Annotated in this window: 6 protein-coding genes and 1 tRNA gene; 3 read left to right on the plus strand and 4 right to left on the minus strand. The window is 57.4% G+C overall.

The window, feature by feature from the left end; genetic code table 11:
* The first annotated feature begins 269 nt into the window (after window positions 1-269).
* Window positions 270-6,047, plus strand: a complete 5,778-nt coding sequence (locus tag SLIT_RS05855; RefSeq protein ID WP_049870958.1) for an alpha-2-macroglobulin family protein — start codon at window positions 270-272, stop codon at window positions 6,045-6,047.
* Between the two features lie 3 nt (window positions 6,048-6,050).
* Here SLIT_RS05855 and pbpC read toward each other — a convergent pair whose 3' ends face one another.
* The 3 genes from pbpC to tsaE form a co-directional block, all read right to left on the minus strand.
* Complete coding sequence (gene pbpC, locus SLIT_RS05860) at window positions 6,051-8,342, minus strand: penicillin-binding protein 1C (RefSeq protein WP_049870959.1); 2,292 nt, start codon at window positions 8,340-8,342, stop codon at window positions 6,051-6,053.
* 173 nt (window positions 8,343-8,515) lie between these two features.
* The gene (locus tag SLIT_RS05865; RefSeq protein ID WP_013029314.1) at window positions 8,516-9,811 is read right to left on the minus strand and encodes an N-acetylmuramoyl-L-alanine amidase; all 1,296 of its coding nucleotides are present in this window, start codon (window positions 9,809-9,811) and stop codon (window positions 8,516-8,518) included.
* On the minus strand, window positions 9,793-10,299 hold the full coding sequence (gene tsaE, locus SLIT_RS05870; protein ID WP_083775011.1) for a tRNA (adenosine(37)-N6)-threonylcarbamoyltransferase complex ATPase subunit type 1 TsaE: 507 nt from the start codon (window positions 10,297-10,299) through the stop codon (window positions 9,793-9,795). The genes SLIT_RS05865 and tsaE overlap by 19 nt, the downstream gene beginning before the upstream one ends.
* Here tsaE and queG point away from each other — a divergent pair.
* A complete protein-coding gene (gene queG / locus SLIT_RS05875; RefSeq protein WP_041421083.1) occupies window positions 10,294-11,361 on the plus strand; it encodes a tRNA epoxyqueuosine(34) reductase QueG in 1,068 nt (355 codons plus the stop codon). The genes tsaE and queG overlap by 6 nt on opposite strands.
* Before the next feature lie 58 nt (window positions 11,362-11,419).
* Window positions 11,420-11,495, plus strand: a tRNA-Lys gene (locus SLIT_RS05880).
* 54 nt (window positions 11,496-11,549) lie between these two features.
* Here SLIT_RS05880 and SLIT_RS05885 read toward each other — a convergent pair.
* Complete coding sequence (locus SLIT_RS05885) at window positions 11,550-14,063, minus strand: bifunctional diguanylate cyclase/phosphodiesterase (RefSeq protein ID WP_013029317.1); 2,514 nt, start codon at window positions 14,061-14,063, stop codon at window positions 11,550-11,552.
* Window positions 14,064-14,119 lie beyond the last annotated feature (56 nt).

Here is a 14,119-nt window from a genome sequence, read left to right on the forward strand (position 1 = left end):
AAAAGAAAGGGATAAAAGTATATAGGCCGTCATGTTCCTTTCTCCCCATTGTTTTTCGCACTACTATCGCTGCGGCCTTTAATGTCAAGAGAACATAAAGGAAGCGTAAGTTATGCGTAAAATTAAGGGGAAGGCACATGCGCTCTTGGTTGCATCGAATACTCAAAGGGATTCTTAAACTTCCAAAACTGGTCTTGTGGCCTTTCCGGCTGATTGGCATTTTATTCGGCGGCTTGTTCGGGCATGTGCAATGGCAAAGGCCAGTTTGGATGGCACTCTCCCGCCGAGGAGTTTCCCTCGCATTCAACTGGGGCAAATCCAATCCCCGTAAATTCGCCAAATACAGCGCCATCATGCTGGCGACGTTTGCCGCAGTTGGCGGCGTCTGGTACGCCTATAGTCTGATTCCGAAACCCGAACTGGTCACCTTCCAAGTATATGCGCCTCCACGCACCCAGGTAGAGACTGACAATGCCAAACCGAATCCGTTGATCGTCGTTTTTTCCCAGTCGGCGGCGCCGTTGGACAAAGTCGGCAAGGAAATCAGCGGGCTGCGCATCAGCCCCAATGTGGCCGGGCACTGGAGTTGGCGCAACGATACGACGCTTGCGTTTGATCCAAGCGCGGATTGGCCGGTAGGGCAAGAGTTTGACGTCAGCTTTGACCGCGAATTGATAACGCAGTCGGTGCGTGTGGATAAATATTCCTTCAACTTTGAGACTGCTCCCTTCGAGATGAGCATCAACTCGTCGGAGTTCTATCAGGATCCAACGGATCCGAATCTCAAAAAAGCTATCATAACGGTGGGTTTTTCGCATCCCGTTGCGACGGAAGAATTCGAGAAGCACGTCTCCTTGCGCCTGCAGGGACAACGTAGCGGGGTGCTTGGCATCGGCGGCGAGACCACGCCGTTCACCGTGACATACGACAAGAAAAAACTGACGGCCTTTATTCATTCAGCACCATTACCTATCCCGCCGAAAGATACCGAGCTCACCGTGAAAGTGGATTCCGGCGTGAATGCACAAAGCGGCGGGCACGGCTCGCGCGAAGCACTGGAACAGGAAGTAACCGTCCCCGGGCTATTCAGCCTCAGAGTCAATTCCGCCAACATATTGCTGGTGAACAACGAGCGCTATGAACCGGAGCAGGTCCTGATGCTGGAGACATCGGCCACGGTGCAAGAGAACGACATGAAAAACCGGGTCGAGGCCTGGGTGTTGCCGGTCTACAACCCGGAGACACCGCTTGATCAGCGCAAGAATCCCTATTACTGGGGCAACGTGCAGCAAATCGGCGAGCAACTGTTAAAGCAATCCGAGACGCTCAAGCTCAATGCCATTCCTGCGGAACGCGAATACACTACCAGCCACAGTTTCAAGATCGAGGCGGACGTGGGGCGCTTCATTTATGTGCGCGTTACCAAGGGACTCAAGTCTTACGGCGGATATGCACTGGGCGAAACCTTTGATCGCATCATCCGTGTGCAGCCGTTTCCGAAAGAAGTTCGCATACTGCATTCGGGCTCGCTCCTGCCGCTTTCCGGCGAACGCAAAGTGCCGGTACTGGCGCGCGACGTGGATGCGCTGCACTATGAAATAGGTCGCTTGTTGCCGGGGCAGATCCAGCATATGGTAAGCCAGTCGTATGGCGATTTTGGCAAACCCAATTTCAATAACTACAACTTCAATTTCGACAATCTGACGGAACGCCTGACTGAAATCGTCGATCTACCCAAGTTGGCACCGGGCAAAGCGCAGTATGCAGCGCTTGATCTGGGCAAATACCTGAAGGAAGGCAGCGAGGGCAAGCGTGGACTGTTCATGGTCAAAGTGCAAGCCTACGACCGGGCGAACAAGCGTCCCGTGGGCAATCAGGATACGCGTCTGATTGTGCTCACCGACCTTGGCTTGCTGGTCAAGCAGGCGGTGGACGGCAGTCAGGATGTGTTCGTCCAATCGATACACACGGGTGCACCGGTAGGTGGTGCAGGCGTGCAGGTGATTGGCAAGAATGGACTGCCGGTGCTGTCGCAGGAAACCGATGCCGAAGGGCATGTGCGATTTCCTGCGCTCAAGGATTTCACGCGCGAGCAAACTCCGGCGCTGTACTTGGTCAAGAAAGGCGGCGATATCTCTTTCCTGCCGTATGAGCGCAGCGATCGCGTGCTCGACATGTCGCGTTTCGACATTGGCGGCGTGTCCAATAGCGTGCAGTCGGACAAACTGCAGGCCTATCTGTTTTCTGACCGGGGGATCTACCAGCCGGGAGAGGAATTCAAAATCGGCATGATCGTTCGCGCGACGGACTGGTCCACGCAGCTTGCGGGCATTCCTCTGGAGATGGTGATCACCGATGCGCGCGGCCTCACGGTGAAACGCGAGCGCATCAAGCTGCCGGAATCGGGTTTTGTGGAGACTTCCTATGCCACCGAGGATACGTCGCCCACTGGCACCTGGAACACCAGCCTGTATATCGTCAAGGACAACCATGCCGCCGGATTGATCGGTTCGGTTGCGGTCAAAGTGCAAGAGTTCCAGCCTGACCGGATGAAAATGAGCGCACGCTTTTCTGACGAAGCGGTGGAAGGTTGGGTCTCTCCTGATAACCTCAAGGCGCGCATCAACCTGCAGAATCTGTTTGGTACTCCTGCAAGCAAACGCAAAGTTCGCGCATCCATTACGCTGTATCCGTCCTTCCCTTCTTTCCCGTCATACAAGGATTACAGCTTCTATGATCCGCAGCGTGCGCGGGAGGGATTCGAGGATCGGCTCGCAGAAGGTGTCACGGATGACAAAGGGGAAGCCGAATTCGATTTGAACTTGCAACGATTTGCGCGCGCAACCTATCGCGTACTGTTCGTTGCGCAGGGATTTGAGGCAGAGGGCGGGCGCAGTGTTGCCGCAGAGCGCGCCATGCTGGTCTCCAGCATGCCTTATCTGGTCGGCTTCAAACCCGATGGCGACTTGCGTTACGTAAACAAGGGCGCGCAGCGTTCGGTGCAACTGATTGCGATCGATCCCAAAGCGAAGAAGACCAGGGTGCCCGGCCTGAAGCTGGTCCGCATCGAGCGCAAGTATGTGTCAGTGCTGACCAAGCAGGATTCCGGCGTCTACAAATACGAATCCAAGAGCAAGGAAGTCGTGCTTGCCGAAAAGCCGTTCGCCATCGGTGCCGAAGGAACAAAGCTGGACTTGCCGACTGACGAGCCGGGAGATTTCGTCATGGTGGTGCGCGATGCACAGGGTCTGGAACTGAACCGGGTCGACTATTCGGTGGCTGGCCACGCCAACCTGACGCGTTCGCTGGAAAAGAATGCCGAGCTGCAGATCAAGCTCGCCAAGACCGATGTGGTACCGGGGCAGGATATCGAGCTGGAGATACGTGCACCCTATACCGGCAACGGCCTCATCACTATCGAACGCGACAAGGTCTATGCCTGGCACTGGTTTAAAGCTTCTGCCACCAATACCGTGCAAAAGATCAGGGTGCCTGCTTCGATGGAGGGGAACGGTTACGTGTCGGTCACTTACGTGCGCGACTTCAATTCGCCGGAAATCTTCATGAGCCCGCTTTCCCATGGCGTGGTGCCATTTTCGATCAGCCTGGAGCGGCGCAAGAATGCCATCAGTGTGACTGCGCACGACCTGGTTAAACCCGGTGAGCCCTTACGCATGAAGGTCAGTACCGAGAAACCTGCACGTCTGGTGCTGTTCGCCGTGGATGAAGGAATCCTGCAAGTGGCGGGTTACAAGACGCCGGATCCACTAGGCCATTTTTTCCAGAAGCGTGCACTGGAAACCAGGACGTCGCAGATCCTCGATCTGATCCTGCCCGAATTCAGGAGATTGATGGAGTCAGCCTCAACGGGGGGCGACGCTGAGGGGGCATTGGGCAAACATCTCAATCCGTTCAAACGTAAGCGCGACAAACCGGTGGCTTTCTGGTCGGGCATCATTGATGCCGGGCCCAAGGAAAAGGAATTGACTTACAACGTTCCAGACCATTTCAATGGTACCTTGCGCATCATGGCAGTGGCTGTCTCGGCGGATTCCATCGGCGTTATCGAGAAGAAGGTAACCGTACGCGGCGATTTCGTGCTCTCGCCCAATGTTCCCACCCAAGTGGCACCGGGGGACGAGTTCGACGTCAGTCTGGGGGTGGCCAACAACATTCCCGCTTCCGGCAAGGATGCTGCAGTGCATATCGAGCTCAAGACTTCTCCACACCTTGCAATAGTGGGTGACGCTGCTAAAGAATTGAAGATCGATGCCCTGCGCGAAGGCGTGGCGACTTTCCGCCTGCGTGCCACGGACAAGCTGGGTTCCGGCAATTTGCAATTTATTGCCACCCATGACGGCCATAGCGCCAAGTACAGCGTCGACACCAGTGTGAGGCCGCCCGTGCCTTATCAGGTGAATCTGACTTTTGGCAGCTTCAAGAAAGGGACGCAGGAGCAGCCGGTGACGCGCAAGATGTACGACGAGTACAGCACCCGCAGTGCCGGCATTTCGTATTTGCCGCTGATCATGGGACAGGGGTTGATCGCTTATTTGGACAAAAATCCCTATGGCTGTACCGAACAGCTGGTGAGTCAGGCATTGCCTGCCATGATCATGCAGGCACGGCCCGAGTTCGGCGTGACGCGCAATGTTTCCGAGGAAAGTCTCGGGCGCATCATCGGCATGCTGCGCAGTCGGCAGAACCAGGAAGGCGGTTTTGGTCTGTGGGCGGCCAACCATCATGTCGCGCCATGGGCTTCCGCTTATGCGGTGCACTTCCTGCTGGAGGCGAGGGATCGTGGCTATACCGTACCGGCGGACATGCTGAATTCTGCCAATAACTGGTTGCAGCAATTGGCTGCAGGCGAGAGCGACTCGCTGGCAGATGACCGGGTGCGCGCCTATGCGATCTACTTGCTGGCGCGACAAGGTACGGTGGTCGGCCAATATGCAGCCACCCTGCAACGACGTCTGGAAGAGAAACATGCCAAGGAATGGCAGCAGGATATTGCGGCAGGCTATCTGGCGGCAGCCTATCAGCTCATGCGCCAGGAGAACTTGGCCAGCGCGTTGATCGGCAAACTCAAGCTGGTCCAGGATGCAGGGAAATGGGCGGATTACTATGACGGTCTCAGCCGCAATTCGCAGCTTATCTATTTGCTGGCGCGGCATTTCCCGGATGAACTGAAGCGGCTGGATGCGGATGCACTGGAGTCTATTGCCAAACCGATACGCGAGAATCGTTATAACACGCTGTCATCCGCTTATACACTGCTGGCACTTGACGCGTATGCCACGGCGATCGGCAATGAAACGGCCGGTCAATTCAGTACCGCCGAGGTATTGGCAGACGGCAGCAAAAGAGCGCTGGTATTGCCGTCGGGCATGATGCCCAGGAGTAATTTCTCGTCCGCCGCGGCTAAACTGCAGTTCGGCTCTGGCAGCGACTATGTTGCTTATACGGTGCTCAACCAGTCCGGTTTCGACCGCGGATTGCCGGATAAGGAGGTCAAACAGGAGATAGAGGTGTTCCGCGAATATCAGGATTCCAGCGGCAAGCCGGTCAGCAGCATCAAACTTGGCGACGAAGTGGAAGTTCACCTGAGCATCCGCGCCATCGGCAGAGATGCTGTACACGATGTCGCGATTGTCGACCTGTTGCCCGGTGGTTTCGAGATCGTTCCGGAGTCGCGTAGCGAACAGAAAGCCGCATCCAATCAGGCAAGCGCTGAACCGCAAAGCGAAGGCGACGACGGGGAAGGTGAGGACGGTGACAGTGGAAGCGCTTCCGACACCCAGAGCGAACAGTGGGCCGCACCGGTCGGCAGTGCCAAGTCCAGCTGGAAACCGGATTACGCCGATGTGCGCGAGGACAGGGTGGTGTTGTACGGCACAGTTGAGAATACCGCACATCTGTTCGTATACAAGATCAAGGCGACCAATGCGGGCAGTTATGCGGTTCCGCCAACGTTTGCAGAGGGAATGTATGACCGTGGCGTGCAAGCTCGCGCACTGGGCGGAAAAATAACGGTAGGGGCAAAATAGATTCTACTGCGCGATGCTGATGGTTGTTTCTCTCGAGTCCGAGCGCCCGGTGTCGTCTACTGCACGCAACACATAGTGACCGGGTCCTGACGGAGACCACGTCAGGGTTTTGCCGCGCGGTGTCTTGCCAAGATACTGTTCCCCGGCAAACCAGTAAACCTCGCTGGCGCCCGCATCCACCGTTGCCTGCAACGAGATGCTCTGTTCTTCCACCCTGGACAGACGCAGGGTATAGGTCACACCGCGCAACGGCGAGGTGATCTGCGGTGCAATGCCGCCATCATCTGTAGCGCTGGCACAGCGCGGCATATGAGCTGGCGGCACTCGGCGCGGCAATCCGGCCTGGCGGAAAATATCCAGCATGTCTGAAGTCCAGAACTCGAACACCTCGGTGCGGGTATGCCCCGGCAGGTATGGCGGACACGCGATCAGGCCCGTGGCTTTATCGATGACCAGTTTGCGGTGCAGGGTGCTGACGCGTATCGGTGACTTGCCGGGAATGAACCAGGTCTGTGCAAGTTGCGGGCAGTCCGCATTGGGCAAGTCGCCAGATGCCGCGCAAACATCGACCCGCATGAGATTGGACGGTGTTTGTAACAGCATCGAATGCAGATTGGGCTGTGCGGAATTGATCGAATTCACCAGTTCGAAGAATAACGGTGCGGCCATCTGTATGCCGACCAGCGCCGGATTGGGAGTGTTGTCAAAATTTCCCGCCCATACGGCAAGGACGTAAGGTCCAAAGACCCCGACGGTCCACGCATCGCGGAATCCGTTTGAAGTTCCGGTCTTCCAGTGCACCGGCAGGTTGGTCAAAGCCCCGCTGGCGATGGCCATGTCAGGCCGCTGATTTTGACGCAGCATATCGAGCACCATGAACGCGGCTTCATCGGACAGCAGTCGGGTTCCCGCGTCGGGTTTTTCCTGTTCCAGTGTGCGCAGCTGGCGCAGGTTGCCGTGGTTGGCGAGCATGGCATACAACTGCACCAGTTCTTCCATGCTGACCTCGCCACCACCGAGTACCAGCGCCAGCCCGTAGTGATTTTCGGGTGCCATATGGCTGACGCCCGCAGCTTGCAGGAAGTCGTACAGGTTGGGTTTGTCGAGTCTGGACGCCAGCGCAATGGCCGGCAGGTTGCGGCTGCGGTTGAGCGCTTCCGTTGCCGTGAGGGGGCCGATAAAACGACCGTCAAAATTTTCCGGTGTGTAGCTGCCGAAGGATTGTGAGCTATCCTTAAGCACGGTCATCGGATGGATCAACCCCTGGTCTATGGCCAGAGCGTAGATGAACGGTTTGAGAGTGGAACCCGGCGAGCGCTTGGCTGTTAATGCGCTGACCTGCCCGCTGATGGCAGCATCAAAGAAATCAGCAGAACCGACGGCGGCCTTTATTCCCATGTCGCGCGTATCTATCAGCAGGGCAGCCGCATTACTGACCCCGATGCGCTTCTGCCGTTCGATATAGGAATGCAGGTGGCGCTCCATCAGGCGCTGCAGCCGGAGATCAAGGGTACTGACCAGCTCGTGTTGCGCGGGATGTGCCACCAGCAATTCCCCGACAAAATGGGGCGCCAGGAATGGGAGGTTTTTGGTGCTGCGTACCTGAACCGGGAGATGGAGCAAATCAGCTTCTCTTGTTGCTTCCGGGTGGATCTGACACCACTGTGAAAAAAGCCGGTCGCGGGCACCGGTCAGTTCCGGTTGGGAGGGCGCGCGATGTAAAGGATTTTGCGGGATTACGGCCAAGGTCAATGCTTCTTCCAAAGACAGTTTTTCAGCACGCTTGCCGAAGTAGATGAGACTGGCTGCTGCGACACCTTCCACATTGCCGCCATAGGGAGCCAGGTTTATGTATGCCTCAAGGATTTCGTCCTTGGTATAAAACAGTTCCAGCTGGACGGCACGTATGATCTGTTGCATTTTGCCCGGGATGGTTCGCGTGTCCAGATGATAGAGATGGCGTGCAAGTTGCATGGTTATCGTGGAGCCACCCATGCGACGCTGGCCAGTGGCAGTGGAAAATCCGGCGCGCAATAAAGACCACGGATTGAATCCAGGATGCCAGCGGAACCAGCGATCTTCATAAAGCGAGATTGCTTCCGGCAACGCCGGATTCACACCCGATAATGGCAACAGCAGCCGATATTGTTCGTCACCGGAAAGAGTCAGTCGCAGGAGATGTTGTCGAGCATCGTAGACGGCAATGGACGACGGTGTATGCGCTAATAGAGGAGGTTTTGGAAATATTCTGGGCAGTACTATCAGGGCAGCTGCAAACAATGTAAGCCCAAGCATGAGGCGGGTAAACCGGCGGAGGGAAAAACGTTTTATCAGCGATGGTGTTTTCAAACCGGAATTCCCTGATGAAAATGAAATCTCTTGTGGATGCTGGTTGAGTGATCAGTTGCTTGGCGGAATTACTGATCACGCATTGACATGGATGCTTGTTCCGTATCCCGCTCTGTACCTCAGTCGCTCTGCGCCATCCTGGGCTTTGACAGCGCCGGATTCAGGGCGAAGTAGTGCTTGAGCCCACCCAGGATGGCCTGTGCAATCTTCTCCTGATATCCCTCGTCTTTCAGCTTGAGTTCTTCTTTCGGATTGCTGATGAAGGCAGTCTCCACCAGTATTGAAGGGGTGTCGGGCGATTTCAGCACGGCAAAGCCGGCCTGCTCGACGTGGCCGCGATGCAAGGAGTTGACGCCGCCGAGTTCCCGCAGCACCTGCCTGGCGAGCTTCAGGCTGTCGGTGATGGTGGCGGTCTGCGACAGGTCGAGCAGGGTGCGTGCCAGGTAGGGATCCTTGACCGCAAGATTCACGCCGCCGATGAGGTCGGCCTCGTTTTCCTTTTTCGCCAGCCAGCGCGCACTGGCGCTGGTCGCGCCGTGTTCGGACAGTGCGAACACCGAAGAGCCGTGAGCGCTGGACCTGACGAAAGCGTCGGCATGGATGGAGACGAACAGGTCGGCATGTGCCTTGCGTGCTTTTTCCACGCGCATGCCCAACGGGATGAAGTAATCGCCGTCGCGGATGAGGATGGCGCGCATGCCCGGCGTATCGTCGATCTGCGCCTTCAGCTTGCGGGCGATGGCGAGGGTCACGTCCTTTTCGTGCGTGCCGCGCCGTCCGCGCGCGCCCGGGTCTTCACCGCCGTGGCCGGCATCCACGGCGATGAGCAGCACGCGGTTGCTGAATTCGGTGCGCGCCGGCGGCATGGGCTTGGCAACAGGTTCGGAGGGCATCGCCAGAGACGGATTGGCCGGTACTGCGTCGACGCTGCTGGTTGCCGCGGCGGGTTCGCTGGCGGCGAGTTTGGTTTCGCCTTGCTGGGCAAGCTGCATCAACGGGTCTACTGCAACCAAGGGGTAGACATCCAGCACCAGGCGATAGCCGTAGTCGCCGACCGGCTGCAGACTGAACAGCTGCGGTTTGACCTGTGCCTTGAGGTCGAGTACCAGCCGTACCACGCCGGCCTTGAAGCGGCCGACGCGCACACTTTTGATGTAGGGGTCGTCCTTGCCGATCTTGCCGGAAAGCTCGTTCAGCGCGGGGGTGATGTCTATGTCTTCAAGATCGATGACCAGCCGCTCGGGATTCGAAAGGGTGAACAGGTTGTAGAGGATGGGTTGTTTCGATTCCAGCGTGAGGCGGGTGTAGTCCTGCGCCGGCCAGATGCGTGCCGCGCTGACGGCGATCCCGGCAAAGGCAGTATGTATCCACAGCAGGCACAGCAGGGCAGTGAGTCTTAAAGCGCGCTCAAGCATCTCTGTCCTGCATCGGTGTAGGCATGGAGCAGGAGTTCGCGTCCATCCTGAAGTATCTCGAAGGTGAGGCTGATATCTGCGGGGGGCAAGAGTCCTGTGGCCTGCTCCGGCCACTCCACCAGACAAATATTGCGACCGTCGAACTCATCACGAAACCCGGAATCCTCCCATTCTTCGGCATCGCGAAAGCGATACAGATCGAAGTGGCGCAAGTGTAACCCAGCTACATCGTAGCGTTCAATCAAGGTGTAGGTCGGGCTTTTCACGAGTCCTGCATATCCCAGGCCCTGCAGCAATGCACGCACCAGAGTCGTCTTGCCCGCTCCAAGATTTCCGCGCAGATAGATCACCAGGCCGGGTTGCAAGGCACGCGCGAGCCGGGCTGCAAAGGCCGTCGTGGCGGCCTCGTCGGGCAGGTTTATTGCGAGTTCCCGCCTGGCGGCAGAATGCTTGCTTACACCACTTCGGCTATGATTCGGTTCATGCAAAACGGGACACCTCAAACGGATTACGACGCGCTTGCCGCGCGCATCAAAGCGTGGGGCAATGCGCTCGGATTTCAGGCGGTGGGCATCAGCGACACACACCTCGATGTTGCAGAAGCGCATCTGCTGCAATGGCTCGCAGACGGTCATCACGGCGCGATGGATTATATGGCAAAACATGGCACCAGACGCGCGCGCCCGGCGGAACTTGTGCCGGGCACCTTGCGCGTCATCTCCGTGCGCATGAACTACTATCCGGAAAACGCCAAAGACACGCACGAAGTGCTGGCCGATGGGGGCAGCGCGTTCGTCTCGCGCTATGCCCTGGGGCGCGACTATCACAAGGTATTGCGCAACCGCCTGGAGAAACTGGCGCAACAGCTGCGCGACGAGACCGGTTGCCAATGCCGCGTGTTCACCGACAGCGCACCGGTGCTCGAAGTGGAACTGGCGCAAAAAGCGCGTCTGGGCTGGCGCGGCAAGCACACGCTGCTGCTGTCGCGCGAGCAGGGCTCATGGTTCTTTCTCGGCGAGATATTCGTCGACCTGCCCCTGCCGGTGGAAGCTGAGCAGGAAAACCATTGCGGCACCTGCAGCGCCTGCCTGGACATATGCCCGACGCAGGCCATCACTGCGCCTTATCGGCTCGATGCCCGACGCTGCATCTCCTACCTCACGATCGAACTCAAGGGCAGTATCCCGACCGAACTGCGCCCGCTCATCGGCAACCGCATCTACGGCTGCGACGACTGCCAACTGGTCTGCCCCTGGAACCGTTTCGCGCAGAAGACCATGGAACCGGATTTCGCAGTGCGCAACGGACTCGACAACGCCACCCTCGCCGAGCTCTTCGCCTGGGATGAACCGACCTTCCACGCCAGACTGGCCGGCAGCGCCATCCATCGGATCGGTTACGAACAATGGCTGCGCAACATCGCCGTGGCGCTGGGCAATGCCTACGCTACGCCGGAAGTGATGGCTGCTTTGCAGACACGCTCGCAACACCCGTCCAGCCTGGTGCGCGAGCATGTCGAATGGGCGTTGCAACGCCATTCAAAGGGGTGAGGGCGGGCACATTAGCCTTGACAATTCCGGCTGCTCGCATAAAATGCGCGCCTCTTCCGGGTCGTTAGCTCAGCTGGTAGAGCAGCGGACTCTTAATCCGTTTGTCGCAGGTTCGATCCCCGCACGACCCACCAACAAAAAGGCCTCGCGTTTTCGCGGGGCCTTTTGCATTGCGGGAAAGAGGTCGCTTATGCAAGTGTCTGAGTTTGCCCCAGTAGTGCCTCGAACTCGTCGATCGGCATCGGTTTTCCGAACAGGAAACCCTGGTATGCCATGCAGCCGTTCTGCTTGAGGAAGTTGAGCTGATCCTCTGTCTCGACACCTTCCGCGATCACATTCATGCGGAAGTTGTGGGCCAGGTTGATGATGGTCTGCACCATCACCGCATCGCTGGGGTCGGTCGTGACATCGCTGACAAAACTGCGGTCGATCTTGATCTGATCCAGCGGCAGTTGTTTCAGGTAGGACAGCGATGAATAGCCGGTGCCGAAATCATCCAGTGCCAGCTTGACGCCCAATGCCTTCAACGCATGCATCTTGCTTACCACGTCGGCCACATCGCTCAGCACCACGCTTTCTGTCAGTTCGAGTTTCAGGCGATTGGGGTTGAGCTGGTGGAGATGCAGCAGCGTCGAAACGGTGTCCACGAAGTCATGCTTGTTGAATTGCTGGGCACTTACATTGATCGCCAATATCAGATTGCGTGTTCGTTCATGTTTGCTCCAGAGCACCAGTTGCTTGCAGGCGGTTTCGAGCACCCAATGGCCGATCTCCAGGATCAGGGAGCTTTCCTCTGCGATGGGGATGAATTGGGCCGGGGAAACCAGACCGCGCACTGGATGCATCCAGCGGATCAAAGCTTCTGCACCCAACGGACGGTGATCGCTTGTCAGCTGGATCTGGTAATACAACCGCAGTTGTTTGCCGGTAACTGCGTGGCGCATGTCGGCCTCGAGCGCGGCGCGGGTCTCTACTGCGAGTTGCATGGCGGGATCGAAGAAGCGCACACCGTTGCGTCCCGATTCCTTGGCCTGGTACATGGCCAGGTCTGCGTGTCTGAGCAGGGTATCCACCGATTCCTCGTTACCGAGATACAGGCACACGCCTATGCTCGGCGAGCTGTGGTGCTCTTTATCCTTGAGCAGATATGGCTCAGTCAGTGCCGCGCGGATCTTTTCGGCGATCAACGCGACCTTGGTGGACACTTCCTCGTTGTCGGTGCCGATCTCTTCGATCAGCACCACGAATTCATCGCCGCCGATGCGCGCCACAGTGTCCATGTCGCGCACGCAGTTGCGCATGCGTCTTGATACCTCGACCAGGAACAGGTCACCGTAATCATGGCCCAGTGTATCGTTAAGGATCTTGAAACGGTCCATGTCGAGGAAGAGCAATGCGCCGTAATGATTGCTGCGCGCCGATATCGATCGTGCCTGATTGATGCGGTCCAGCAGGTGGCGTCGATTGGGCAGTTTGGTCAGGGAGTCGTAGAAGGCGAGCGTGTAGATCTCTTCTTCTGCGTGTTTGCGCAGGGTGATGTCGCTGAAGATGGCGACGTATTCGGTGGTCACACCTTCATTATCCTTGACGGCGGTGATGGTCAGCCATTTCGGATAGACTTCGCCGTTCTTGCGCTTGTCCCATATCTCGCCCGTCCAGGAACCCGAGCCCAGCAATCGCTTCCACATCGCGGCATAGAACTCGCTGCCCTGGCGGCCGGAACTCAGCACGCGCGGGTTTTTTCCGATCACATCTTCCGGACTGTAGCCGGTGATATTCTGGAATGCCTGGTTGACGCGAATGATGTTGGCATGGGCATCGGTGATCATGATGGCCTCATGGGTCTCGAATGCGGTAGCAGCGATGCGCAACTGGTTCTCTGCCTGCTTGCGATCTTCGATCTGCTGCTTCAGCAGCCGATTGCTCAGCAGCGTCTTTCCTTCGATGGTTTTTGCAGTTTTAACGACCAGCCATAACGTCAATGTGTAACCCGCCAGGCGTTGCATATGCCATCCCCACCAGGGCATATCCCAAATGCTGGACTGCATGAACGTGATGGCAGCAGAGGCAAGGATCAGGCACTGGAAGAAGAACAGCAGGTCTTCGGATTTTGCCGAATGGCGATAGGTGAGAAATAGCTTTACCGCAGCCAACAGCAGGAACAAGCCGCCGCCGATGTTCATTATCACGGCCGCTTGCGTGAACTGTCCCGACGCAAGCATCTGCGGTATCTGGCCGGGCTGGAGGATGGAGTAAATCCCCATGGCAGCTGCCATCAAAAAGGCATTCAAGGGCCAGTGCCTCATGACCGGCTTGAACCAGTGCCCCGGCAGCCAGATCATCGCGAACAACAGGCCGCCAAAGGCAGTTGCCAGGCTATGCAGCCAGACGAATGACTCGCCGTCGGGCATCATGGCGTGCAAGCCATCCAGGCCGCTCATGGCCAGCAGGGCAGCAGCGATCTGGTGGTTGAAACTGCTTCCCTCGCCAATCGCATGCAGGCGCAGCAGCAGATAGGCAACCATCGCGGCGATGACGGATCCGGCCATTTCGATCGCACCATGTACTGGCAGGCTGCGCAGGAATACATGCTTATCAAGATCCCCCGCCAGCAGGCTCAGCGCTTGAATCGCCAGGCCCAGTCCGAAGACTGTGACCATCACGATGCGCAAGCGCAGTGTTTCAGGAGCTGAGGGAGGCATGATCAAAATAGTATTGTTTCAGCAGGTAATCGTTCTGCTAGCTATGGCCCATGTTA

It is taken from the genome of Sideroxydans lithotrophicus ES-1 (assembly GCF_000025705.1).
Taxonomy (GTDB): domain Bacteria; phylum Pseudomonadota; class Gammaproteobacteria; order Burkholderiales; family Gallionellaceae; genus Sideroxyarcus; species Sideroxyarcus lithotrophicus.

Coding starts and splice junctions, on each gene's coding strand:
- SLIT_RS05855 (WP_049870958.1), top strand. CDS start 270: ATGGCACTCTCCCGCCGAGGAGTTTCCCTCGCATTCAACTGGGGCAAA.
- pbpC (WP_049870959.1), bottom strand. CDS start 8,342: ATGCTTGGGCTTACATTGTTTGCAGCTGCCCTGATAGTACTGCCCAGA.
- SLIT_RS05865 (WP_013029314.1), bottom strand. CDS start 9,811: ATGCTTGAGCGCGCTTTAAGACTCACTGCCCTGCTGTGCCTGCTGTGG.
- queG (WP_041421083.1), top strand. CDS start 10,294: ATGCAAAACGGGACACCTCAAACGGATTACGACGCGCTTGCCGCGCGC.
- SLIT_RS05885 (WP_013029317.1), bottom strand. CDS start 14,063: ATGCCTCCCTCAGCTCCTGAAACACTGCGCTTGCGCATCGTGATGGTC.